This window comes from Oscillospiraceae bacterium (assembly GCA_031265355.1).
Lineage (GTDB): Bacteria > Bacillota > Clostridia > Oscillospirales > UBA929 > JAIRTA01.
Genome location: JAISCT010000059.1, coordinates 42,517 through 63,892, shown reverse-complemented (window position 1 = coordinate 63,892; position 21,376 = coordinate 42,517). Strand labels below are relative to the sequence as shown.

Annotated in this window: 20 protein-coding genes and 2 pseudogenes; 3 read left to right on the top strand and 19 right to left on the bottom strand. The window is 61.9% G+C overall.

Features of this window, described 5'->3' with window-relative positions:
* Positions 1-375: 375 nt before the first annotated feature.
* The 12 genes and pseudogenes from LBK75_08935 to LBK75_08880 all read right to left on the bottom strand — a co-directional run bounded on the left by LBK75_08935 (position 376) and on the right by LBK75_08880 (position 10,976).
* On the bottom strand, positions 376-780 hold the full coding sequence (locus LBK75_08935) for a S1 RNA-binding domain-containing protein (GenBank protein MDR1158405.1): 405 nt from the start codon (positions 778-780) through the stop codon (positions 376-378).
* Positions 781-812: 32 nt separating this feature from the next.
* Positions 813-1,094 carry a septum formation initiator family protein gene (locus LBK75_08930; GenBank protein ID MDR1158404.1) on the bottom strand — a complete coding sequence of 94 codons (282 nt, stop codon included), beginning with the start codon at positions 1,092-1,094 and terminating at the stop codon, positions 813-815.
* Between the two features lie 229 nt (positions 1,095-1,323).
* A pseudogene (locus LBK75_08925) lies at positions 1,324-1,590 on the bottom strand (spore cortex biosynthesis protein YabQ).
* 3 nt (positions 1,591-1,593) lie between these two features.
* Positions 1,594-1,881: a YabP/YqfC family sporulation protein gene (locus tag LBK75_08920; GenBank protein ID MDR1158403.1), complete on the bottom strand. Its 288-nt coding sequence runs from the start codon at positions 1,879-1,881 to the stop codon at positions 1,594-1,596.
* A 97-nt stretch (positions 1,882-1,978) separates the two neighbouring features.
* The gene (locus tag LBK75_08915; protein MDR1158402.1) at positions 1,979-2,248 is read right to left on the bottom strand and encodes an RNA-binding S4 domain-containing protein; all 270 of its coding nucleotides are present in this window, start codon (positions 2,246-2,248) and stop codon (positions 1,979-1,981) included.
* Positions 2,249-2,385: 137 nt separating this feature from the next.
* Positions 2,386-2,661, bottom strand: a complete 276-nt coding sequence (locus LBK75_08910; protein ID MDR1158401.1) for an HU family DNA-binding protein — start codon at positions 2,659-2,661, stop codon at positions 2,386-2,388.
* Between the two features lie 13 nt (positions 2,662-2,674).
* Positions 2,675-3,514, bottom strand: coding sequence for a nucleoside triphosphate pyrophosphohydrolase (mazG, locus tag LBK75_08905; GenBank protein ID MDR1158400.1), 840 nt, complete (start codon positions 3,512-3,514; stop codon positions 2,675-2,677).
* A 67-nt stretch (positions 3,515-3,581) separates the two neighbouring features.
* Positions 3,582-5,174, bottom strand: coding sequence for a polysaccharide biosynthesis protein (locus tag LBK75_08900; GenBank protein MDR1158399.1), 1,593 nt, complete (start codon positions 5,172-5,174; stop codon positions 3,582-3,584).
* An 86-nt stretch (positions 5,175-5,260) separates the two neighbouring features.
* Entirely contained in the window at positions 5,261-6,595 is a 1,335-nt protein-coding gene (locus tag LBK75_08895; GenBank protein MDR1158398.1) for an amidohydrolase, read from the bottom strand.
* Positions 6,596-6,659: 64 nt separating this feature from the next.
* A complete protein-coding gene (locus LBK75_08890; protein MDR1158397.1) occupies positions 6,660-7,190 on the bottom strand; it encodes a GNAT family N-acetyltransferase in 531 nt (176 codons plus the stop codon).
* Between the two features lie 94 nt (positions 7,191-7,284).
* Positions 7,285-8,484, bottom strand: coding sequence for a glycosyltransferase (locus LBK75_08885; protein ID MDR1158396.1), 1,200 nt, complete (start codon positions 8,482-8,484; stop codon positions 7,285-7,287).
* 113 nt (positions 8,485-8,597) lie between these two features.
* Positions 8,598-10,976, bottom strand: coding sequence for a SpoIIE family protein phosphatase (locus tag LBK75_08880; GenBank protein ID MDR1158395.1), 2,379 nt, complete (start codon positions 10,974-10,976; stop codon positions 8,598-8,600).
* Between the two features lie 163 nt (positions 10,977-11,139).
* On the opposite strand from LBK75_08880, the gene LBK75_08875 reads away from it, so the two are divergent.
* Positions 11,140-11,370 carry a hypothetical protein gene (locus LBK75_08875; protein ID MDR1158394.1) on the top strand — a complete coding sequence of 77 codons (231 nt, stop codon included), beginning with the start codon at positions 11,140-11,142 and terminating at the stop codon, positions 11,368-11,370.
* Between the two features lie 101 nt (positions 11,371-11,471).
* Here LBK75_08875 and LBK75_08870 read toward each other — a convergent pair whose 3' ends face one another.
* The 7 genes and pseudogenes from LBK75_08870 to LBK75_08840 form a co-directional block, all read right to left on the bottom strand.
* On the bottom strand, positions 11,472-12,389 hold the full coding sequence (locus LBK75_08870) for a purine-nucleoside phosphorylase (protein ID MDR1158393.1): 918 nt from the start codon (positions 12,387-12,389) through the stop codon (positions 11,472-11,474).
* On the bottom strand, positions 12,389-12,808 hold the full coding sequence (locus tag LBK75_08865) for a zinc ribbon domain-containing protein (GenBank protein MDR1158392.1): 420 nt from the start codon (positions 12,806-12,808) through the stop codon (positions 12,389-12,391). The genes LBK75_08870 and LBK75_08865 overlap by 1 nt, the downstream gene beginning before the upstream one ends.
* Before the next feature lie 23 nt (positions 12,809-12,831).
* Positions 12,832-13,773: an adenylyl-sulfate kinase gene (locus tag LBK75_08860; GenBank protein ID MDR1158391.1), complete on the bottom strand. Its 942-nt coding sequence runs from the start codon at positions 13,771-13,773 to the stop codon at positions 12,832-12,834.
* Positions 13,774-13,829: 56 nt separating this feature from the next.
* Positions 13,830-15,005, bottom strand: coding sequence for an NADP-dependent malic enzyme (locus LBK75_08855; protein ID MDR1158390.1), 1,176 nt, complete (start codon positions 15,003-15,005; stop codon positions 13,830-13,832).
* Positions 15,006-15,099: 94 nt separating this feature from the next.
* Complete coding sequence (locus tag LBK75_08850; protein ID MDR1158389.1) at positions 15,100-16,206, bottom strand: Ldh family oxidoreductase; 1,107 nt, start codon at positions 16,204-16,206, stop codon at positions 15,100-15,102.
* Between the two features lie 543 nt (positions 16,207-16,749).
* Positions 16,750-17,532 (bottom strand): annotated as a pseudogene (locus LBK75_08845) (class D sortase).
* Positions 17,533-17,664: 132 nt separating this feature from the next.
* Positions 17,665-18,030: a hypothetical protein gene (locus LBK75_08840; GenBank protein MDR1158388.1), complete on the bottom strand. Its 366-nt coding sequence runs from the start codon at positions 18,028-18,030 to the stop codon at positions 17,665-17,667.
* 219 nt (positions 18,031-18,249) lie between these two features.
* Between LBK75_08840 and LBK75_08835 the strand changes: the two genes are divergently transcribed.
* Together LBK75_08835 and LBK75_08830 are read left to right on the top strand one after the other, a co-directional pair.
* Complete coding sequence (locus LBK75_08835) at positions 18,250-19,779, top strand: helix-turn-helix transcriptional regulator (protein MDR1158387.1); 1,530 nt, start codon at positions 18,250-18,252, stop codon at positions 19,777-19,779.
* Between the two features lie 285 nt (positions 19,780-20,064).
* Complete coding sequence (locus LBK75_08830; protein MDR1158386.1) at positions 20,065-21,339, top strand: phenylacetate--CoA ligase; 1,275 nt, start codon at positions 20,065-20,067, stop codon at positions 21,337-21,339.
* Positions 21,340-21,376: the final 37 nt, after the last annotated feature.

Sequence of the window (21,376 nt, the reverse complement as noted above, 5' to 3'; positions counted from 1 at the left end):
CGTCATTGTGGGCAGCAAAATGATGGACAGCAACACGGAGATGGAACCTCGGTTCTTTTCTAAAAATCTCATCCCGAACCCTCCCATCGTTCGCCCCCAACGGGCAACCCGCTCCCCTTCGCTCCCCCGCGGCGGATTCTCCGAATTCCTTGCCTTTTTCTCTGCTATCGCCCAATAAACCGAACAAATTATATCCTAAAATCCGATCAAATGTCAATTAAAATTTTGCCCGGTCGCACCAAATATCCAAAATCCAACTTTGATTTTCCAATTATTAGATATATTTGTCAACGGCGCTTACTTGTGCACAACGGTGTGCAAAAAGGGCGCAAAAACAACGCCGCCAATATCAGATTTGGCGGCGCTTTGTTATTTTCAGTGGCGGCCGTCGCGGCGCGGCGCGCGGCGCTCAACGGGGCGCATGCCGGACATCTTCGTCTGCGAGTCCTGCATGAACTGGCGCAATTTGTCCTCAAACGTGAGGTTTTCAGGCCGAGGTCGGGCGCCGAAATTGCCGCGCGGCGCTTTAGATACCCCAACTGGCGGGGGCGCAGCCTTCTTGATGGAGAGATTGATACGCCCTTCTTTGTCGACGGCCATGATCTTCACCTTGACCTCCTGGCCGACGGTCAAATGCTCGTGGATGTCGCTCACATAGGAATGGGCCACCTCGGAGATGTGCACCATCCCGCTACGCCCCATGGGCAACGCCACAAAAGCACCGAATTTCGTGATGCCGGTGACTTTCCCCTCCACAATACTCCCTATCTCCACGTCCATGCGCCCGCAAATCCTCCTTTGTGTATGCCGGGTCAGCGGCCCACGTCCACAATCAATACTTCGTCCGGCATCACAAGACCAAGCTCCTCCCGCGCAATGCGCGTAACAGCTTCATCGTCCAGCTCAGACTCGGAAAAGGAAGCGAGCGCCGCATTCTTCTGAAGCTGACGGTCCTTTTCCTCCGCGAGTGCGTCCCGACGGTCCCGCTGCGCGTTGAGCTCGATCTGCAGATGCACCAGCGTGACGGCCGAATAGACGGCCAGAACGACCACGAGAACCTTGAGAAAAAAACTCACCTTTTTCTTTCTCTTCATCTCGACGAGATCCCTTCCGAACAAAATGTCTTCGGCCCCGCCAATACCGGCGTGCGCTTCGAATGTCATTCTTTATTTTAACACCTTTTTGCCGATAAAGGAAGAGTATTTTTGCATTTCGACAAAATATTTTTGCAAGCGCCGCCGCGCCCCGCAACGGCCACAGCGCCACACGCAGAAGAAATAGCAACACATCGGCCAAAACGCCGCCCACGCGGCGCACACACGGGCTGAGAAGCAGCCCGTACAACACCCCGCCAAAGCCCATGCCGGCCAGATTGTAAAAGCGGACCTGCCCGCCGGATACCACCATCGCAAACCAAAATGCCGCCGCGAAACAGACGGCCGGGAACAAAAAATCACACAGGGCGGACAAAAAACACCGTCCGGCGCGCCGGCGCAGCACCCACATTACATCGTACAACAGGCCGAGCGGCAGCCCCAGGGCCAAGGAGAAAAAGAATTGAACCAGCTGCGCGGAGACAGACAGCTCCATGCGTCAGTGGAACAGACGCGACCAGAAACCGCCGCTGGCGGGCGGTTCCGCCTGATACTCCAGCGCATCCACAAGCCCCTCGATGTTCAACTCGCCACCCTCGATCGTAAGACGGTCCACGCGCAGGCCACTCCCCCGCACCGTCAGAAGACCCTTCGACGTATACAGCACCACCGCCGTCTCGTCGAAGCTGTCGACGTCTTCCACGCCCGTGATGGACAGACGATGCCGGCCCTCTAAAATGACATGGTGCGGCATTGTTGCCGTGCCTTTTTCCTTGTCGTCGTACATGCCTGCGTCCCCCTCGCCCCAGATAGCGCCGGTCCCGAAGCCGCGCGGTACCAGCTTATGCCGCCGCCGCCGCAAAAAGAACCGCCTGAGCGATTGTTTAAAGCCGCTCGGTCGTCGAAGACGCCTCCACAATTTCTCTGTACATGGCCGGCGCCTCGGCGCGGGCGACGTGCTCCTGGAGGGAGAGCACCTCCACGGTCAACATTCGCTGACCAAAGCGGATCTCAATGATGTCACCCACCTTGACGTCATAAGCGGCCTTGGCCGCGCGGCCGTTCACCTGGACACGCTCGTTCCCGCAGGCCTCGCTCGCCACGGTGCGCCGCTTGATGAGTCGGGAGACTTTTAAATATTTATCCAAACGCATACACAAACCTCAACGCCTCCAGCACCGGATGGCGTGGAACGGCTCTTTCATCGACATCCGGCCCGCCCTAACGGGCAGGCCGGATGTGGTTTTTATACAAACACCCGCCCTCAGGGAGGGCAAGGGAAGGTCGCCGGTTATTGCGCGACGGCGTCCTTGAGCGCTTTGCCCGCCTTGAAGACGGGGGATTTGGAAGCGGGAATCTGGATGCTCTCCTTTGTTTTGGGATTTCGGCCCATGCGCGGGGCACGGGACTTGACCTCAAACGCGCCAAACCCGACGAGCTGCACCTTGTCGTCCGCCACCAGGGCGTCGCTGATGGCCTCGAAGATGCTGTTAATCGCTTTTTCCGCATCCTTCTTTGTCAGGCCAGCGCTCTCAGAAACCACATTGATCAGATCTGCTTTGTTCATAACGAATTCCTCCTTATGCATCTTTGTGAAATGAAAGGTCGGTCGAAACTGTCTTCTCCGCCCTTTCAAGCCGCTTTCCCTCGTCCCAGAGTGCGTCCATTTCGGCCAGCGCCATCTCCTCCAGTCGCCGGCCGGATGAGAGCGCCCTGCTCTCTACATACCCAAAGCGATCCGTGAATTTGTCACAGGCTCGCTCCAGAGCCCGTTCGGGATCGATGTGCAAGAATCGCGCCACATTCACTGCGGCAAACAGTAAATCGCCCAGCTCCTCTTCCGCATTTCCCCTTTCCTCCACCGCAGCCCTGAGCTCGGAACATTCCTCCAAAAGCTTGTCCCAAGCACCTTCGACGTCCGGCCAGTCAAAACCTGTTTTGCGCGCCTTTTTCTGAATTTTTTCCGCCCTCATCAGGGCAGGCAGACTGCGCGCCACCGCGCACATCGCCTCGTGCCCCGTCGTATGCCCCTTGGAGTGCTGTTTGATCTCCTCCCAGCGCGTCAGCACCTCGTCGGAGCCCTCCACGCGGGCCGAACCAAACACATGGGGATGGCGCAAAATCAGTTTGCGACAAAGACCGTCAATCACGGCGTCGATCGAAAAGCCGCCCGCCTCCTCCTCCATCCGCGCATGGAAGACCACTTGTAACAGAACGTCGCCCAACTCCTCGCACAGGAGCGCCTTGTCGCCCAGGTCGATGGCCTCGCAGACCTCGTAGGCCTCTTCCAGAAGATTCTGGCGGATGGACGCATGCGTCTGTTCCCTGTCCCATGGGCAGCCCCGCTCCGAACGGAGCAGCGCCATGATGGACAGAAGTTTGGAAAAATCGTACGGAGGCTCATACACAGAATCTACCATAGTACGCTCCTTTCTGCAAGTATTTTTTCATAAAAATGCGATTTTTTCCGAAGTGTAACACGGAAAATTACAATTTCATAATTTTTACCAATTTCTCTCCGCGGGGCAGCAGCAGGATATCTTCTCGGGGCACGGCGCGCAACAGCAGAACCAGCGCCCCATACACGACAACAGCCGCAGCCATCGAAATCACCCCGCCCAGAGGGACGCCGCACCCGGCCACATCCGTCACAAATCGGTAGAACAGATGGGCAAACGCGCCCATGCCGGCGGCGGCGAGCAGAGGCCTCACAAAGACGCCCCAGAAGCGGACGCCGCCGCGCACACGCACAATGACGCCGAGATTCAGCAGCGAGATGACGGCGTAACACAGCACCGTACCCACCGGCGCGCCGGCGATGTTGACAGCGGGATTGCCGACGAGGAAATAGTTGGCGACGAGCTTGACGCAACCGCCCGCGAACATCGTAACAATGGGAACATTTACAAGGCCCATCGCCTGCAAAATGGCGTTTGTCAGCGATACGAGACAGACAAAGACCACGGCAAAGCCCAGCGTAACGAGCAACGGCGCCGCGATCTCGACTGTCTCCGGTTGGTGCATGGACAGCAGCGTCAAAATAGGCAGAGCCAGCGAGGAGAGTCCGGCGGCGGCCGGCATGGCGAGCAGCGACGTGATCCGCAGCGCCGAGCGGATCGTGCCGTCGGCCATCTTATCATCCCGATGGGTGAGCGCCACCGTCAGCGCAGGGATGATACTGACGGAGATCGTGAGGATAAACGCCGAGGGCAGGTTGAACAGCGTCTGGGCAAAGCTGTAGGCGCCGACGACTTTCTTCGCCGCCGGAAGCGCATAGCCGGCGGTGAACAGCCGGTTCATGACAAGCCCTTTGTCGATGAGATTTGTGAGACTGAGCACCGATGCGCTGATCGTAACCGGCACCGAGAGCCGGAGGATCTCCCGCAGCAGCGCCCGGCGGGACCGGGTAGCGGGATCGGCGCCGGTCGGTATAAGTTCCAAGCGCCGCCGCCGAGCCAGCATCATGTACAGCGCGCCCATGACGGATCCCACCGTCACCCCACTGATCGCGGCGGCGGCGGCCTGTTCCAAGCCAAGATCGGAGCTGTACACCCACGCGGCCAGCAGATAGCCCACCCCGAGCTTGCAGGAGGCCTCGATAACCTGGGAAATGGCCGTCGGGTACATATTGCCCTGCCCTTGGTGGTAACCCCGGAAGGCGGACATGACGGACACAAATAACACCGAGGGCGCAATGGCCATGATGGCCTGATAGGCGTCCGGATTGCCCATCCAACCGGCCAGCACGCGCGCGCCGAAGAACAACACGAGAGATCCGACGGCGCCGATGCAAACAAAAGCGCCCAGCGCCAGGCGGAAGATATGCCGCGTCTCGATGAAGCGGCGCCGGGCGCCGGCTTCGGAGACCATCTTGGAGATCGCCACCGGCAGTCCGGCGCTGGAAATGACAAAGAGCGTGGAGTAGATCGAGTAAGCGATGTCGAAATAGGAATACCCGATCGGGCCTATCAAATTCTGCAACGGGATCTTGAAGACGGCGCCGATGATCTTGACGAGCGCCGTCGCGGCCGACAGGATCAGTGCACCATGCAAGAAATTTTGTTTTTTCGATGCGGGCATGTCAACACATCCAGACAGATGGACGCCTCTGCGGGCGGCGGAACGCCATCCCTATTTTGGGCGCCGAGAGATTTTCTCGGCCGTTGTCAGAGACACCCAAGGTGAATCGGGAACTGCCTGTCCCCGGCGACGCGGGGCAGCGCATAGTCCCGCAGCTCATGGAGAACCCGCTCCATGTCGATGGTGGGGAACACGCCGTGGTCGTACAGCACACGCCCGCGCACCATCGTCAGCACCACATCGCCGCCGCGCGCGGCGTACACGAGCTGGCTGACGACGTCGTAACAGGGCGTCAGGTGCGGCCGGTCGAAATCCAGCAAAATGAGATCGGCGTCGAACCCCACGGCGATGCGCCCGGTCTCCTCCGTCCGCCCCTGCGCGCACGCGCCGCCGCCGACAGCCAAGCCAAGCGCCTCCCCGGCCCGCGGTACGGCCGGGGAGCCCGACAGACATTTGGCAAGCAGGGCGGAAAATTTGATCTCTTCAAAGAGATCCAACGTATTGTTGGAGGCGGTACCGTCGGTGCCGAGGGCCGCGGTCAGCCCGTGCCGATGCCATGCCGCAAGAGGCGCCGCGCCAGAGGCCAGCTTGCAGTTGCTCACCGGGCAATGAACCACGACGGCGCCGTGGCCGGCCAAGAGATCCATGTCCTCCTCCGAGAGCCACACGGCGTGAGCCGCCGTCACCGGTACGGAGAAGACGCCGGCGCGCGCCAGCCGGCTGGCCGGCGTCAGGCCGCTCTCGGCCAAACAGCGCTCGTGTTCGCGCCGGGTCTCTGAGAGATGCACCTGCAGGCGCAACCCCCGCGCTCGGGCCAGAGACGCGACAGCCTCCCACAGCGCCGGGTTTGAAGTGTATTCGGCGTGGATGGCCGCGTCCACCCGAATGCGGCCGTCGTCATACCCGTGCCACTCGTCGCAGAGCGCTACGGTCTCGGCATAGCCGGCATGGGTGCGCCGGTCGAAGGATTCGTCGAGACAGAGAACTCCGCGCGACAGATTCGCCTTGAGGCCCGTCTCGGCAACACAGACGGCGATGTCGCCGCAGTGGTCGTACATATCGGAGACGGACACCGTGCCAAAGGAAACGGCCTCCGCGACAGCCAGCAGTGTGCCGGTCCGCACGGCGCGGCCGTCCATCCGCGCCTCGGCGGGGAAGATATGCTCGAAAAGCCATGTCTGCAAGTCGTAATCGTCGGCATAGCCGCGCAGCAGCGTCATCGGCAGGTGCGTGTGGGCGTTTACCAGACCGGGCATAAGAACATGTCTGCGCCCATCCACAGTCCGCGCGGCCGAACCCTCCGGCCGCGCGGAGCCGACATAAACAATCCGCCCGTCAGCGACGCCCACATAGGCATCGGACAGCAGCGGGATCTCCGGATCCATCGTCACGGCCGTCACATGGGCAAACAAGGTATCCAAACCCGTCCCCTCCCTTGCAGTTCTACATTATGAACCAGTCGGAGAGGTTTGTCAACTGGGCGCGTCAGACCACCTCCGGGGCATTCGGACCCGGCAATTTCCAGAGAAACAGACCGTTTCGTTCCCCCGCTCGCCGAAAACCGTTTTTGATTAGCACGCGGTGCGACGGCGCGTTGTCCGGCCGCGTGGTGGCCACGACATACTCCACCCGACGGACCGTCTGCTGGAACGCATACCGGCACAACGCCTGCACCGCCTCCGTCATATAGCCCCGGTTGCGATGGGCGGCGCGGGTGCTGTATCCAATCTCAAGCTCCCCCCACTTCGGGGGGCCTTTGAACCCGGCTTCCCCCACCAGTTCACCCGTCCGGCGGCAAACCATCTGCCAGGATGTGCACAACAGCCACGCATCCGGCGCCCGCAGACCGATCTGCAGCTTGGCCATGTAGACCCGGCGGTACATCTGTTTCTGTTCCCACGTCAGCTTGTCGGCGGGCAGACCAAGACACACGCACGGGTCCCCCGTGCGGAGAGCGTCGGCCATGCGCCTCTGTGACAACGGCTGTAGCGACAATCGGCTTGTGATCAGTTCCATGCGCCCCCTCAAAACCTCCTCGCGCGGCCGCCCCTAAGATTTCCAATGTTTTCTATATTATGTCGGTACATTGGGTGTGCGGCAAAACGTCGCCCTACAGGCGCCCGATTGCGCCCCGATCGGACGCCTGTTTGGGGCGGTCCCGGCGACACTCGATGATATCGGTATATCTCTCGCGCACCCGGCCGACGATGTCCTTCCAGCTCTCGGGCAGGGTCTCTAGGGCGCGCCGGGACACCCGGGCCAGCGCCGCTCGGTCGGCGAGGATTTCCAAAATCTTTTCGCACAGCGACGTGGCCGACTCCTGGCACAGATAGCCGTTGTCTCCGTCCGTCACCCCCTGCGCCGAATGACTGCCCTCGATGAGCAGCGAGGGCGTCTCCATGGCGGCGCTCTCGCGCACGACCAGCGCGGCGGTGTCATACAGGGAGGGAAACAGAAAGAGATCCGCAGCGAGATACAGGCCCCGCAGCGCTTCTCTGTCATAGATATTCCCCGTGAAGGTCACACGCTCCGAGAGACCCAGCTCTCGACACAGCGTCTCCAGCGCCGCCCGTGCGTTGCCCTCGCCCACAAACACCATTCGAAAATCACCGTACACCTGCTTCAACAGCGCCAGCGCCTCGACAATGAGGTATACGTTCTTCTGCCGGATAAGCTGCCCCACAAAGAGGAAGGTGGCCCCGGCATCCAGACGGAAGTCCCGCCGGGTCCGGCGGATCAGCATCTCCGCATCCGGCGGCTTGAAAGCGTCCACGCCGTTTGGCATCACCTCGACAGGCCCTCGGTAGCCATACGCGCGGAGCGTCTCCACCGTGACATCATTGACCGTCCAAACATAATCCACCCGGCGCAGAAACCAGACGACATACCGAACGCCGAGCCTCGCCAAAGAGTCACTCCCCGTCACTTGGCGAAAGTCGTCGTAGTACTTGGAGTGAAATGTGGCGACCAGCGGGATGTTCATCTCCCCCGCGATGCGCAACGCATCCAGCCCGCAGCCGAAGGGGGTGTGGGCGTGCACGATGTCGGGCCGGAGCCCTTTGCTTTGCTGCCGGTAGCGAATGTCCAGCGAAGGCACGCCGGCCCGGTACAGCCGGCGGGTCCGCGTCACCCGGACGGATCGGAACCGAATGACCTCGAAAGGCTCCCTGTCCACATACCCCGGCGTGGCCGGCGCCACCACATAGCAGGTGTCACCCGTCTCGTTCAAGATCTGTGCGTAATTGCGGACCACATGGATGACGCCGTCGATCGCAGGGAGAAAGCTGTCAATATACTGGCCGATGACCAAGCCCACACACCACCCAAAACGGTAAAATTTTCCTGGATTGCTCCGGGGACGCGCGGCCGGGCGCGGTTATCATGACGCGATTATCATGATTATACTCCCTCTTCTAGCAAAGATCAACTTTTGCCGCGCCGGCGCTCCACACGCAGGACCATCACCGTCATGTCGTCCGCCCGGCCCCGCTCCCGCGCGCCGGCCTCCAGCACCTGCCCGGCCAATTCGCGCGGGCTGCCGTCGCCGTGACCGGCCAGAAGCCGGCGCAGCCACTCGTCCGCCTCCGGATCGGCCACGCCGTCGCTGGCCAGCAGAAGCACCGCGCCGGGACCGACCCGCAGGCGTGTGACATCCAACGCCGGGACCGACCCGCCCGCCGAGAGCCCCACGGGCAGCGCGCCGTTCACGACGCGGGTGATCTTCCGTCCGCACTTGAGATAAGAGGGAGCCGCGCCGTATTTGTAAAACGCGACTTCCCCGCTCAAGAGGTTCAGCGCCACCAGGTCCACAGTCACAAATCCGATCCGCTGTTCGCCCCGGAGTACCAGCGCCGAGTTGAGCGTGTCTAACGCATTCTCCGGCGGGATGCCGGCCCGCAGAAAGCGTTCGAGGAGCCGCACCGCCTGCCTCGAATCCACTGAGGCCGCCTGTCCGCTGCCCATGCCGTCCGAGAGCAGCAGGTAGAAGATCCCGTCGTCCGTCTTGAAGTGGGCGCCGCTGTCACCGCTCACGGTCTGTCCCTCCTTTTGGCGGGCCGCCGTGCCGACGACGACCGTCAGAGGCTCCAGCTCCATGAGGACAATACGCTCGCCGAAAACGCCCCGCTCCTGCTCCAGCGGCCCCAAAGGCACACCCAACAGTGTCGAGAACGTCTGTACGGTCTCCCGGCGGCTCTCCGAGAGCACCGACAGGTTCTCCCCGACGATCTCCACCCGCGTGCGGCGCGCGACGTCGAGGGACACTGTCACGCGCCCCTCCGTCCCCGCCGACCGCAGATAGCGCGCGAGACGTTTTTCCGCTTCACAGTCGTAGACCGGCGCGGTCGTCACCTCCTCGGCCATCCATTGCAGGACCTGCGCCAATTCGGCATACTGGCGGCAAAGCTGAGTGCGGTTCTCCCGGAGTTTGGCCTTAAACTGCCGCCGGTACATGAGGGCCGTCAGTTCCTCATTGCCCACGCTGACGAACCGAGCAAAGTTGAGACAACGGGCGGAAAAATATGTTGGGAAGTCCGACGGCTCCAGCGCGCCGCGCGCCAACATGGCCGCCGCCGTGTCGCTGAGTGCGTGGAAGGTCGCAAGGGACTCCTCGTCCCAACACACGGCCGCCAGCGCGCACTTTCGGCAGACGCGATCGGTCGTTCTGTCGAAGACCGTGGCGATGTCCTCGTCGTTGCTGTGCCCGGTCTGCGCAAAATATCCCGTCAGCGCCTCATAGAGCGACCGAAAAGAGGCTGCCGCGCCGCGCAGACGCTGCCGCACGGCATCGCGCAGGTGCCCCTCCTCCGCCCCAGCCGCCCGCCGCGGCGCGCCAAAGCGCAAAAACGGCAGGGCGTCGTCCGGGATCAGCAAAAAGGCTGCGGCGGCCACCACAGCTTCGCACACCACAAACAGGCGCATGGACTCCTCCTGTGCCCACTGCGCCGTGATGGCCGTGACCAGCACACCAAGGCCGGCGCAGACCGGCTTGCCCGCCCCCTGAAAGACACCGGCGATCAGGCCCGTGAGACCGTAGGCCGCGGCATAAAAGGGCGCGCCGGCGGAAAGATCCAGCGCGAGCCCGACGGACAGCCCGGAGGCGCTGCCCGCGCCCACCCCGCCGCGACGCGACAGCAGCAGCACGAGCAGCATGGCGGCACAGCGTGCCGGCGACAGACCGCCGAAAAGTACGAGCCGCGACAGTGACAGAAACAGGCAGGAGATGAGGATGAGCAAACTGACCAGTCGGCGCACACCGAGCGGCGGACTTTCCGCCGCGCCGTCGGCCGAGGCAGGCTTCAAGACGGCGCGGAAAAAATAGGCGGCGCCCGTCATCAGAGCGACTTCGGAGATATAGAGCAGCACGCCCGTGAGCGGAAAGCCGTCGGCCGCCACGAAGACGACGCCCACAAAGCCCCCGGTCGCCGCCGTGACCAGCGGCATGAACATCGGCCCTCGCGCCGCACCGACATCCTGAAAAACAAAACCGGCGGCGAAGACCAGAATGGCGGCGGCCGCATATTGGAGACCGTCTGAGAGATCCGGCATGCCGGCGTAGCCGCACAGCGCGCCTACAAAACCGAAAAAACCCGTCGTACTCACGCCGCCGGCCGCCACAAATCCGACGCCGAACGGCGCGCGCCCGGAGAATATCTCCGCTCTGGCCAACAGATACCCCATCACAAACCGGAGCAGCAATTGCGCGGCGCGGCGCAGCCCCGGATAGATCCCCGGTCGGGTCAGCAGCCGCATCTGGTTTATTCCGCTCTGTTTGGCCCACACCCGCAGTCCTCCCCTGTGCATAGGAACCCCCCTCGCATCAATTGGTGATACTTGGTATTCTACGGGATGCGGTGGGGAAAAGCCGTCGGGAAAAGCGGGCGGGAAAAGGGTGACAGGATTTTTCTTTCTTTTTTCCAAAGACCGTGATATACTATCTACTGACAACGAAACAGGAGGGATCCAAATGGTTTCAAAGAAATTCATTCGCTACATCAACGAATTGCAGGAGATTCAGCGCCTCGCGCTGGAGACAAGTCACGACGTGGCGCTCCACTCACTGGACAGCAGCCGGGTCATCGACGCCAGAAGTTACATCGGTATGTACGCGTTGGACTTCACAAAACCCATCCTCGTCGTGTGTGAGGATCCGGAATTTCACCGGAAGATCCAGGGCATCGGCGAAAACGCGGACTGAGACCCCCGGGCCTCTCTAGTAACACTGCGAAGCAGTCGCCGGAAGCACAGAAAAATGGGCGCGCTATGTTGGCGCGCCCGCATTTTTATTTGATCCGGTTTCTACAGGGCGACGCAGGGCGGCGCCTCAGGCAGTCTCTCGAGACAGCGCCGCACGAGTGCGGAAAAGACCGCCCCTCTCTCCTCTCCGGCCTGCAGGACCTCGGCGCCATCCAGCGGAGCAGTTTGGAGACCGGCGGCCATGTTCGAGAGCAGTGAGAGACCGAGCACCGAAAGACCAGCGTGGCGCGCGGCGATGACCTCCGGCACGGTCGACATGCCGACGGCGTCCGCGCCCAGCGCCCGCGCGGCCCGGATTTCGGCCGGCGTCTCGTACTGGGGACCCGGGAAAAACATGTACACACCCTCGCGCAGCGTCAGCCCCAGTGTGCGCGCAGCCTCGCGAGCCACGGCCCGCAGTGACGGCGTGTAGACGTCGGACATATCCGGAAAACGCGCCAGCGACGGAGGATTCTCCCCGCGCAGCGGACTGTCGCCGAAGAGCCGGATGTGGTCCGAGATGAGCATGATGTCGCCCTTCGCCCACCCGGCGTTGACGGCGCCCGCCGCATTGGTGACACACAACACGCGCGCACCCAGAGCGGCGGCCAAATAGACCGGCCGGGCGATCACAGCCATCTCATGGCCCTCGTAATGGTGCAACCGCCCCTGCATGACCATCACGCGGCGGCCGGCCAGCAGACCGAACACCAGGCGCCCCGCGTGACCGGGAGCCGTAGACGCCGGCCACCCCGGGATCTCCCCGTAGGGTACGAACACCGGCCGTCCCCCGCCGTCAGATCCCCTCGATTTCCCACTGTCGGCCGCACACGCTGCGCTTGTCACATCGTCAATCGGCGCCGCGAGCTCGTCGGCCAAGGACCCGAGACCGGAACCCAAAATCAGCAACACCTCGGGCGTAAATCCGCACAACCGCGCGCGCAGAAAAAGCAGAGCGTCCTCGCAGTCCCGCGGGACCATCAGACCTCCTCCTTGTCCGCGCGCAGCGACCTCCCGCAGCGCCGGCAGAAGACATCCCCAGGCGCGGCGGCGGCGGCGCAGTCCCGATTGGGGCAGACGCGAGTCTGCCGCCTTTCCTCGATTTGCCGCGTCAGATCCTCAATGGTCCCATGTTTCTCATCCAGCGTCGCCAAGAGACCATCCAGCTTGTCCGTGGACGCGTCGGGATCTGCGTGCGCGGCATAGACGATCTCACCGACTTCGCGGTAGAGCCGGTACACGTCCGCCTTCAAGTCAGTCCGCTTCCATCTGAGCTTTGTGACATCCCAAACCTCTCCGGCCTTCTTGCCGGCGACGTCCAGCCCGTAGTAGGCAACCCCGCCCGCTGTGGAGGCCGTCTCCCGGATCCTGTCCAGAAGTTCCTTCACCTTTGGGTCCATGCGTTTCGCCTCCTTGTCATATTTCAATATTGGATCGTCCCGCCGCCGATGAATTCGCGCAGCAGAGAATCGTGCGCCAGCAGGTGCGCGTCGAGCTCGGCGAAAAGACGCAGACGCGGATGAATGTCCAGCAGCTCCGCGCGCCGCTGGCACCCCTCCGGCACCTGCGCCGTTAACGGCAGCGCAAAGGGTTTCAGCGCGCAGACCTCGTAAGGCAGAGAGGAATCGATCACGATGTCGGCGCCGTCTTTGAACGGAGAGATGTATTTTTTCTCCCCGCGGCGCACATTGGCCCAGAGCGACATCGTATACGCGGACTGCGCGCCTCTGAATTTCTCATCCCGGATCAGGCGGCGGATCAGGCGCACCCAGGTCCCCTTGAAGTAGATCTGCCCGTCCCGCACGATATTGGACCGGGCACTGACATACAGCTTCTGCGCCTGTGCGCCGATCGGTCCGGAGAGCATCGGATTCAGTGCGTGGATGCCCTCAAAAATGGCCACGTCGTGCGGCCCCAGCCGGAGCGGAACCGCGCGGCTCTCATCCCGGACCTGTTTAGGAAAGTCGAATTTGGGTACCAGAATCTCCCGCCCCTCGGCCAGGTCGGAGAAATGCTGCGTGAGCAGCGAAATGTCCAGACATTCGGGCGCCTCAAAATCCACGCCGCCCTCCTCGTCCCGGGGGTGGGTGGCGAGCTCCACGGTGCGGTAATAATTGTCGAGGGAGATGACGTGCGTCAGCACGCCCTTTTCGCGCAGATCTCGCTCCAAAAGCTTCGCGGTCGTCGTCTTGCCGGACCCGGACGGTCCGGACAACAACACAATGGGGCTCTCCCCCAGATGGTCGGCAATGCGGCCCGCCGCCGTCTTGACACGCCGCTCAAACTGTCGGTCGCATGTCTCGACATATTCCTCCGGGTCGTTCAAAACGCGGCGGTTCACCAGATAAAAATCACAATCGGGCATACACTACGCTCCTGTTTTCAGTTCGCCGCAGCTGGCGGCCGGCGGCGCGCCGGGATTTACTTCCGCGCCACTCCGGAGACACGGGCGGCGGCGGCCACGGCGGCGGCCACAGCGGGTCCCACTCTCGGGTCGAAGGCGGTGGGAATGATGCAGTCGGCCGCAATCTCACCGTCGTCGATGAGTCCGGCAATGGCCCGTGCGGCGGCCAACTTCATCTCGTCGTTGATGTCGGAGGCGCGCACATCCAGCGCCCCCCGGAAGATGCCAGGGAACGCCAGCACATTGTTGATCTGGTTCGGAAAATCCGAACGGCCCGTACCGATCACCGAAGCCCCCGCCGTCAAAGCCTCCTCCGGCCAGATCTCGGGCGTCGGGTTGGACATAGCAAAGACGACCGGCGCCGGATTCATGGCGCGCACCATCTCCGCTGTGACAAGACCGGGCCCGGACACCCCGATGAATACGTCGGCGCCGCACAGCGCGTCGGCCAGAGACCCCGCCCGACGGGACCGGTTTGTTAGCCGGGCCATCGCCTGCTTCTCCTCGTTCAGCCCGTCGCGGCCCTCGTAGACGGCACCCTGCCGGTCACACAGGACGATCTCCCCCACACCCATCCGGAGCAGCAGCCGCGCCACAGCCACACCCGCGGCGCCCACGCCGCAGATGACGACCGTCTGGTCCGCGAGACGCCGCTTGAGCAGCCGCATGGCGCCCAGCAGCGCGGCCGCCGTGACCACCGCCGTGCCGTGCTGATCGTCATGGAAAACGGGGATATCGAGCCTCTCTTTCAGTTTTCGCTCAATGGCAAAACAACGCGGCGCCGAGATGTCCTCCAGGTTGATCCCGCCGAAGGAACCGGCCAACAGCGCCACCGTGTCGACAATGGTGTCCACGTCGCGGGAGCGGATACACAACGGGAAGGCGTCTATACCGCCGAAGGCTTTAAAGAGAACGCACTTCCCCTCCATGACCGGCATCCCGGCCTCCGGGCCGATGTCTCCCAAACCGAGCACCGCCGTCCCATCCGTGACAACGGCCACCAGATTCCACCGGCGAGTCAGTGTGAAACTCAGCGCGGCGTCGTCCCGGATCGCCAGACAAGGTTCCGCCACCCCCGGCGTATACGCCAGGGACAGCGCCGCGCGGGTATCCACCGCCGCGCGGGGAGCGATCTCCAACTTGCCCGCCCACGCGCGGTGACAGGCCATCGCTTTTTCCCGAATGTCCTCCATGGTCAATGTTCCACCTATCTTGTCATTTACGCACCCATCGATCGCAAATTTATATACCTATCTTGGTGAGACACGCGCCGCTTGTAACCGCACGTTACACCGTCTCAAGCGGGAAGCGGTACTGGAAAAGCTCCAGTTCGTCGCGCACGGCAATGAGTTCCCGCTGCACTGCCTCGTTGACGGGAAGCCCCGTGTCCTTTCTCTCCTGCCAAATAAGATATTCCTTCTCGCCGGCTGTGTAGATGTGGTCGTGCCCCGGCGCCTTTTGAGAGGCCCGCAGCGCGCGCAGTATATCTCCGGTGGTCTTCTCGAAGGCGGCGCGCCCCATAAACGCCTCCGTGTCGATGGCGATGAAAAAATGCCCCAGCCCATAGGAGATCCGCCGCCCGTTTTCATAGCCGTTCAGCAGCGTGAGATAGCGTCCGCTCTGCAACGCCGCCGACAGGATCTCCACTACCGTGGCATACCCGTATCCTTTGAACCCGGCGTGCTCACCGCCCACGCCGCCGAGCGGCGTCAGGGCCGCCTTGCCCTCGGTCAGCGCTTTCAGGATGGCCGTCGAGTCCGTCATTGTCGAGCCGTCCCGCGTGATGACCATGCCGGCCGGCGTCTCCTCTCCCAACCGCTCGAACTGTTCGATCTGGCCGCGCTGCGTGATGGATGTGGCGCAGTCCAACATAAATGGGAACGCCTCATCCGTGGGCATTCCAAATGTCAGGGGATTTGTCCCCAGCATGTTCTCCACGCCGAATGTCGGCGCGATGGAGGGCCTGGCGTTCGTCCCCGTGATGCCAATGCAACCGGCCTTCGCGGCCATGGAGGCGTAGTATCCAGCGATGCCGAAGTGGGTAGAGTGGCGCACAGCTACCATACCGAGGCCAAGTTTTTGGGCCTTTTCAATGGCCATCGTCATAGACCGGTGCGCCACGACCTGACCCATTCCATCGTGACCGTCCACCACCGCCGTGGTGGGAGTCTCCCGCACCACCTCCAGCTCTGTGACCGGCTTTTGGACCCCGGCCTTCAGCCGTTCGAGATAGATCGGTTTGAAACGGTTCAGCCCATGTGATTCAATGCCGCGTCGCTCCGCTTCGAGCAGCACGTCCGTACAGATGCGCGCGTCCGCCTCCGGCACCCCGTACCGGCAGAAAACTTCCAGGACAAACGATTCGATAAAAGACCACTCGACGATTTGTAACATGCATCTTCTCCTCAGTACATTCAAGTGGATGCTTCTCACAACTTTTGCACATGGAGTTACGCTGCGTTGTGAGAGACACCCAGGCGACGGACGCGCCGTCTCCCATTCCGTAACAGTCTACCACAGTCCAGCGGCTTTGGCAATGGCTCGTCACTCGAATGCGCCGGCTGACAAAGCGTCTCCGCCGGGCGGCGACGCGGCGGTCTCCGGAGGACCCTCCGGCGTTTCCGGCGGGCCGGCTCCCGGGGTTGCGCCGGTCTGCGGGACGCCGCCGCGGTCCGAAGGCAAATCGACAGCCGGCGTGTCCGACACCGGCGGCGCGTTTGGATCGACCGACGCGTTCGGGTCCGCCGGCGCACTTGGGTCAACCGATGCGTTCGGGTCCGGCGGCGCGCTTGGGTCAACCGATGTGTTCGGGCCCGGCGGCGCGTCTGGAGCCGGCGGCGCGTTCGGATCTGCCGGGACGTCTGTCTCGGGTGTCTCCAAGATCGCCTGTGTCTCGGGCGTGTAAAACGCCTCCGGCGTCATCCCGTCGATTTCGATGAGGCGGGCACGGAGAATCAACCGCTGCCGCGCACTGCCCACCGGGTGGCACGTGATGAGCGTCAGCAGGTATGTCTCGGACGGCACCGGATCCATGACCCAGCGCTCCTGGTTGGAGACCACAAATGTCTCCGTCGTCTCGTAAACGTACGTGTGTTCCTCATATTTAACAAACACGTAATCTCCCGCAACCATTTTGTCCAGATAGCGAAACGGGTGCATCCGAGCCGTCACGCGGTGTCCCGCGACGGAACAGTTGCCCGGGCGCCCCGGCAGCGCGGTGCCGCGCACAAACCCGGCCCCCAACCGCAGATGCGTCTGCGTTACGTCGTCCATGAGGTTGACGGAGAGGCCGAGTTTTGGGATCTTGACCGCGCCAATCACCTGGCAGACAACCGCCGGCCCGCGACTCGGCGTCGGGCTCTCCGGCAGGTCGGCGCCCGGTAGATCCTCCTGTGCGCCGTTGGGCGCCCGCACGAGCGGAGGCGCGGGCGTCGCCGCAACGGCGGCCGGATTATACGTCACTACCGCTCCGTCCAGCACGGGCGGCTCCGGGTCCGGGAGCGTGTCCGTTTTGAAGGTCTCCGGTTTGTAAAACAGAATCTGCCACGGGTAGTCCACCAGCGCATAGAGACCTGCGAACAGGATCAGCGCCAAACCCGCGGCAATCAGGGCATACGAAACAACGGTGCGCGCGCCCAGGCGCAAACGCCGTTTCCCGCTTGAACCAGATTTTTTTATCTTCTTGGCCTCTTTTGGTTTTCTCGTCTCGAACTCAGCCATGGCTTCCTCCAAAGGTCGCGGACAGGCATCGCCTGCGGGTAAAACAAAGGGCGCTTTGCCAGCGCCCTCCATTTAAAGTCATGTCCGCAATCTGTCGATAATTGAATAGGACGCCGTTGGCCGTGGACACACCTACAGATAGACCGGCGGTTCCACCGGCGGCTCTCCCGACGCCGCCTTCGGCGTCTCCTCCCCCTCGGGCCGCGGCCGGAACACCAGGAACCAGACGAACACGAAAATCACCACAATGATCATACCGGTCACCACAACGGTGGTGGAATCCCCCCAGTTGACGCCCTGCCCGTCCGGTTCTTCGGGCATCTCGTCGCCGCCTGGATCCGCCAAGGGAACGTCGCCGTCCCGTACGATCACACTCGGCAGCCCACCGTTGTCGTCCACATAGACAAGCAACCCGGTGGCCAGCAACAGTGCCGTCACCGAGATCAACGCCAGCGCCACCACGGAAATCTGCCGCGAGAGCTTTCTCACTCGATTCATTTAGCAATCCCCCTCACAATGCCAACGATCCCTGTCGGCCAGGGTGCCTACTTCACTATATACTTATTCTACCGCGATTTCATCAGTTTCGCAACTACCTTTTGCGGCAGATTTTGTTTTTTTCATAGGTTTTTATAGATAGCAAAAAACCACCCCTTTCACAAATGGATGGTAAACGGGTAGGAACTCGCCGGAATCCGCAGATGAGGAGATGCATGCATGCCGGAGAACACGAAAGGGCGTTTGCGCCGCGACCTTTTGCTGGGTTTGGGAATCTCTCAGTTCCTGCTCTGGTTCCCTCTCGTTCTGCCCTGTGCATTGGAAGCCGGTGACGGGTTGCAGGATTCCGGACTTTCCGGTTTGATCGGCGCGCTGATCATTCTGGGCGGCTTTTCGTGCGCCTTTGCCGTGGAGCGCTTTACCTCCCAAAAGACGCAGTTCCGCCGACGCCTGCAAGCCGGCGCCAGCCTGCTCATTGTGACACTTTTGCTCACATTTAGGGTCTGGCCACTCCCTGTCAATTTGGCGTTCGTCCTGCTCTCTTCACTGTTCGTGTCTTTTCTGACCCTGCCGCTGACGGCGCACGTACCCAATGCGGATTCGGCGGGCCGTGTGTTTTGCTTTTTTGGGGGATTCAGCGGTCTTTTTTTGAGCGCCGGCTGGGCCCTAGCGGACATCTTCAACACCCACAGCCTGCTGCGGCTACTGTGTGCCTGCCTGTTGCTGACCACCGGCCTGCTGTGCTCTCATCTGACAGCCGAACAGGAACACGTCAGCGAGAGTTTCCCTTCCCTCGACGTAGCGCCGCCGCGCCGCGCCAGCTTGCGGGTCTGTTGCGCCGGTGCGTTTTTACTCTGCGCGGCGGATGTCTTCCTTGGTATACGGCTGTATTTTCACACCGCGCTCCGGGACGCGAGAGCGCCTTATGAGATCGCCGTCCCCGCTCTGCTGGGCGCCGTGATGGCGGCGCTACTGTTTCTGCTGCCCGAGGCACGCCGATGGCTGCTGGGCGCCGTCGCGCTCTCCGGGCTGTCGGCCGGAACCGTGCTCCTGTTCACACCACCGGAAACCCCCTATGCACCCTACGCATCCGCCCTCCTCTTCCTCTGCGCGTTCGGCAGTCTATGTCTCTTATTTGTGTTCCGCCTATACCATGCGTCGGCGGCACCCAACCGAAAGTTCACGCTGGGGCTTTGTTTTCTGGTCCTTTTTCTGTCCGTCTGGCTGTTCTGCCGTCCGGGGCTGGTCTCATGGCTTGCTTCCCATCTCACGTCCCGGCAGGCGGACGTCGCCACCCTCGCGGTCATGTTCCCGCTGCTGAGTTTCCTCGTGTTGGCGGCGCACAGGCCCAAGGCGGCGCAGACGGACGAAGAACCGGCCCAATCGCCCGCGCCGGAGACGCCGCACCTGCACATCGTCTCCGAAACGCCGGACGTCTCACCGCCGGATCGGACCGCGGAGGCGCCGGTGTCCGCGCCCTCCCCCGTCGTCCACACGTTGAACCAGGATGTGCTCTTTGCTCAGCTCACAATGACAGAGAAAAAAGTATACGAGCTCATTCTGGGAGGCTACTCCAACCAGCAGATGGCCGACATTCTCTATGTATCGATCAACACGATCAAATTCCACATCAAGAACATTCTGAGCAAGGCGGGGGCCTCCAAAAAATCACAGCTTGTCAGTCGCTTCATTCATGCCCCGGGCAGTCTGCCCGTCCGCCAGATGCCGACGGCGGAGGACGAGAAATAAATCCCCGCGCCCTCCGCCGAACCTCGGCCTTGGCCGGGGTTTTTTAGCGTTCGGGCGCCCTCACGCCCCCTGTCGGATGCCGCGTCGAGAAATTTTTCGTCTTCTTCTTGGGCTTTTCGCGGTTTTCCGTCAAAATCGCTTGACACTCCCCCGCCACATGTGCGATAATTCTGTTCATACTGCTGTGATGCTTCGCGGACAACGATTTCGCGGATTTCAGCAGAATGACGGTTCATGTAAATCTTCAAAAAAGGCGGGGGAACGGTGAAATATTATCAGCAGGAGATGGAATGCGCGCCCCGGGACACACTGCAGGCCCTTCAGTCGGAGAGACTGGTGCGTACAGTCAGGCACGTTTATCAAAACGTCGCCTACTACAGGGATCTGATGGACAAGAAAGGCGTCGGACCGGACGACATCCGTTCGGTGGACGACCTGCCCAAGCTGCCCTTTCTCACAAAGGACGACCTGAGAGACGCTTACCCCTACGGCTTACTCGCCGTACCGCTGCACGACTGCGTGCGGATCCAATCTACAAGCGGGACGACGGGCCGGCGTGTGGTGGCGTTTTACACCCAGGACGACATCAACCTCTGGGACGATTGCTGCGCCAGGGCCATCATTGCGGCCGGCGGAACAAAGGACGATGTGGTGCACGTCTCTTACGGCTACGGCCTGTTCACGGGCGGCCCGGGTCTGAACGGCGGTTCCCACAAGGTGGGGTCGCTGACGTTGCCCATGTCCTCCGGCAACACGGACCGGCAGATCCAGTTTATGTGCGACCTCGGCTCAACAATCCTGTGCTGTACGCCCTCCTATGCCGCATATCTGGCAGAGACAATCACCGCGCAGGATCGGCGGAGCGAGATCAAACTGAAGGCCGGCATCTTCGGCGCGGAGGCCTGGAGCGAAGAGATGCGCCGCGATATCGAGGAAAAACTGGGCATCCGCGCCTACGACATCTATGGACTGACGGAGATCTCGGGGCCGGGCGTGTCGTTTGAGTGCGAGGAACAGACGGGGATGCACGTCAACGAGGATCACTTCCTCGCGGAGGTCGTCGACCCCGACACGGGCGAGATCCTGCCGGAGGGCTCCAAGGGCGAGCTCGTCTTCAGTTGTATCAGCAAGACGGCTTTTCCGTTGCTGCGCTACCGGACGCGGGACATCTGCGTGCTGAGCCGCAAGGCATGTTCCTGCGGCCGAACGCTCATCAAGATGTCGAAACCGATGGGTCGCAGCGACGATATGCTGATCATCAGAGGCGTCAATGTCTTCCCGTCTCAGATTGAGACGGTGCTGCTCGGCGCCGGGTTCCCGGCGAATTACCAGATCATTGTCGACAGGGTAAACTATACGGACACCTTCGAAGTCCAAGTGGAGATGACCCCGGAGATGTTCTCCGACACGATCAAACAGATCGCCACCCGGGAGGAGGAACTGCTTGCCTCGCTGCGCGCCATGCTGGGCATCTCCCCGAAGGTGACGCTGGTCGCACCGCGCACCATCGCCCGCAGCGAGGGCAAGGCCGTCCGCGTCATTGATAAGCGAAAGATCTAAAACACTCGGGTCTCAAATTTTACAACAACGAGGGGGA

Bases quoted from the DNA above. Each gene is read 5' to 3' on its own strand.
- LBK75_08935 (MDR1158405.1), bottom strand. From the start codon at position 780: ATGGACGTGGAGATAGGGAGTATTGTGGAGGGGAAAGTCACCGGCATC.
- LBK75_08930 (MDR1158404.1), bottom strand. From the start codon at position 1,094: ATGAAGAGAAAGAAAAAGGTGAGTTTTTTTCTCAAGGTTCTCGTGGTC.
- LBK75_08920 (MDR1158403.1), bottom strand. From the start codon at position 1,881: ATGTACGACGACAAGGAAAAAGGCACGGCAACAATGCCGCACCATGTC.
- LBK75_08915 (MDR1158402.1), bottom strand. From the start codon at position 2,248: ATGCGTTTGGATAAATATTTAAAAGTCTCCCGACTCATCAAGCGGCGC.
- LBK75_08910 (MDR1158401.1), bottom strand. From the start codon at position 2,661: ATGAACAAAGCAGATCTGATCAATGTGGTTTCTGAGAGCGCTGGCCTG.
- mazG (MDR1158400.1), bottom strand. From the start codon at position 3,514: ATGGTAGATTCTGTGTATGAGCCTCCGTACGATTTTTCCAAACTTCTG.
- LBK75_08900 (MDR1158399.1), bottom strand. From the start codon at position 5,174: ATGCCCGCATCGAAAAAACAAAATTTCTTGCATGGTGCACTGATCCTG.
- LBK75_08890 (MDR1158397.1), bottom strand. From the start codon at position 7,190: ATGGAACTGATCACAAGCCGATTGTCGCTACAGCCGTTGTCACAGAGG.
- LBK75_08880 (MDR1158395.1), bottom strand. From the start codon at position 10,976: ATGCACAGGGGAGGACTGCGGGTGTGGGCCAAACAGAGCGGAATAAAC.
- LBK75_08875 (MDR1158394.1), top strand. From the start codon at position 11,140: ATGGTTTCAAAGAAATTCATTCGCTACATCAACGAATTGCAGGAGATT.
- LBK75_08870 (MDR1158393.1), bottom strand. From the start codon at position 12,389: ATGGTCCCGCGGGACTGCGAGGACGCTCTGCTTTTTCTGCGCGCGCGG.
- LBK75_08865 (MDR1158392.1), bottom strand. From the start codon at position 12,808: ATGGACCCAAAGGTGAAGGAACTTCTGGACAGGATCCGGGAGACGGCC.
- LBK75_08860 (MDR1158391.1), bottom strand. From the start codon at position 13,773: ATGCCCGATTGTGATTTTTATCTGGTGAACCGCCGCGTTTTGAACGAC.
- LBK75_08855 (MDR1158390.1), bottom strand. From the start codon at position 15,005: ATGGAGGACATTCGGGAAAAAGCGATGGCCTGTCACCGCGCGTGGGCG.
- LBK75_08850 (MDR1158389.1), bottom strand. From the start codon at position 16,206: ATGTTACAAATCGTCGAGTGGTCTTTTATCGAATCGTTTGTCCTGGAA.
- LBK75_08840 (MDR1158388.1), bottom strand. From the start codon at position 18,030: ATGAATCGAGTGAGAAAGCTCTCGCGGCAGATTTCCGTGGTGGCGCTG.
- LBK75_08835 (MDR1158387.1), top strand. From the start codon at position 18,250: ATGCCGGAGAACACGAAAGGGCGTTTGCGCCGCGACCTTTTGCTGGGT.
- LBK75_08830 (MDR1158386.1), top strand. From the start codon at position 20,065: ATGGAATGCGCGCCCCGGGACACACTGCAGGCCCTTCAGTCGGAGAGA.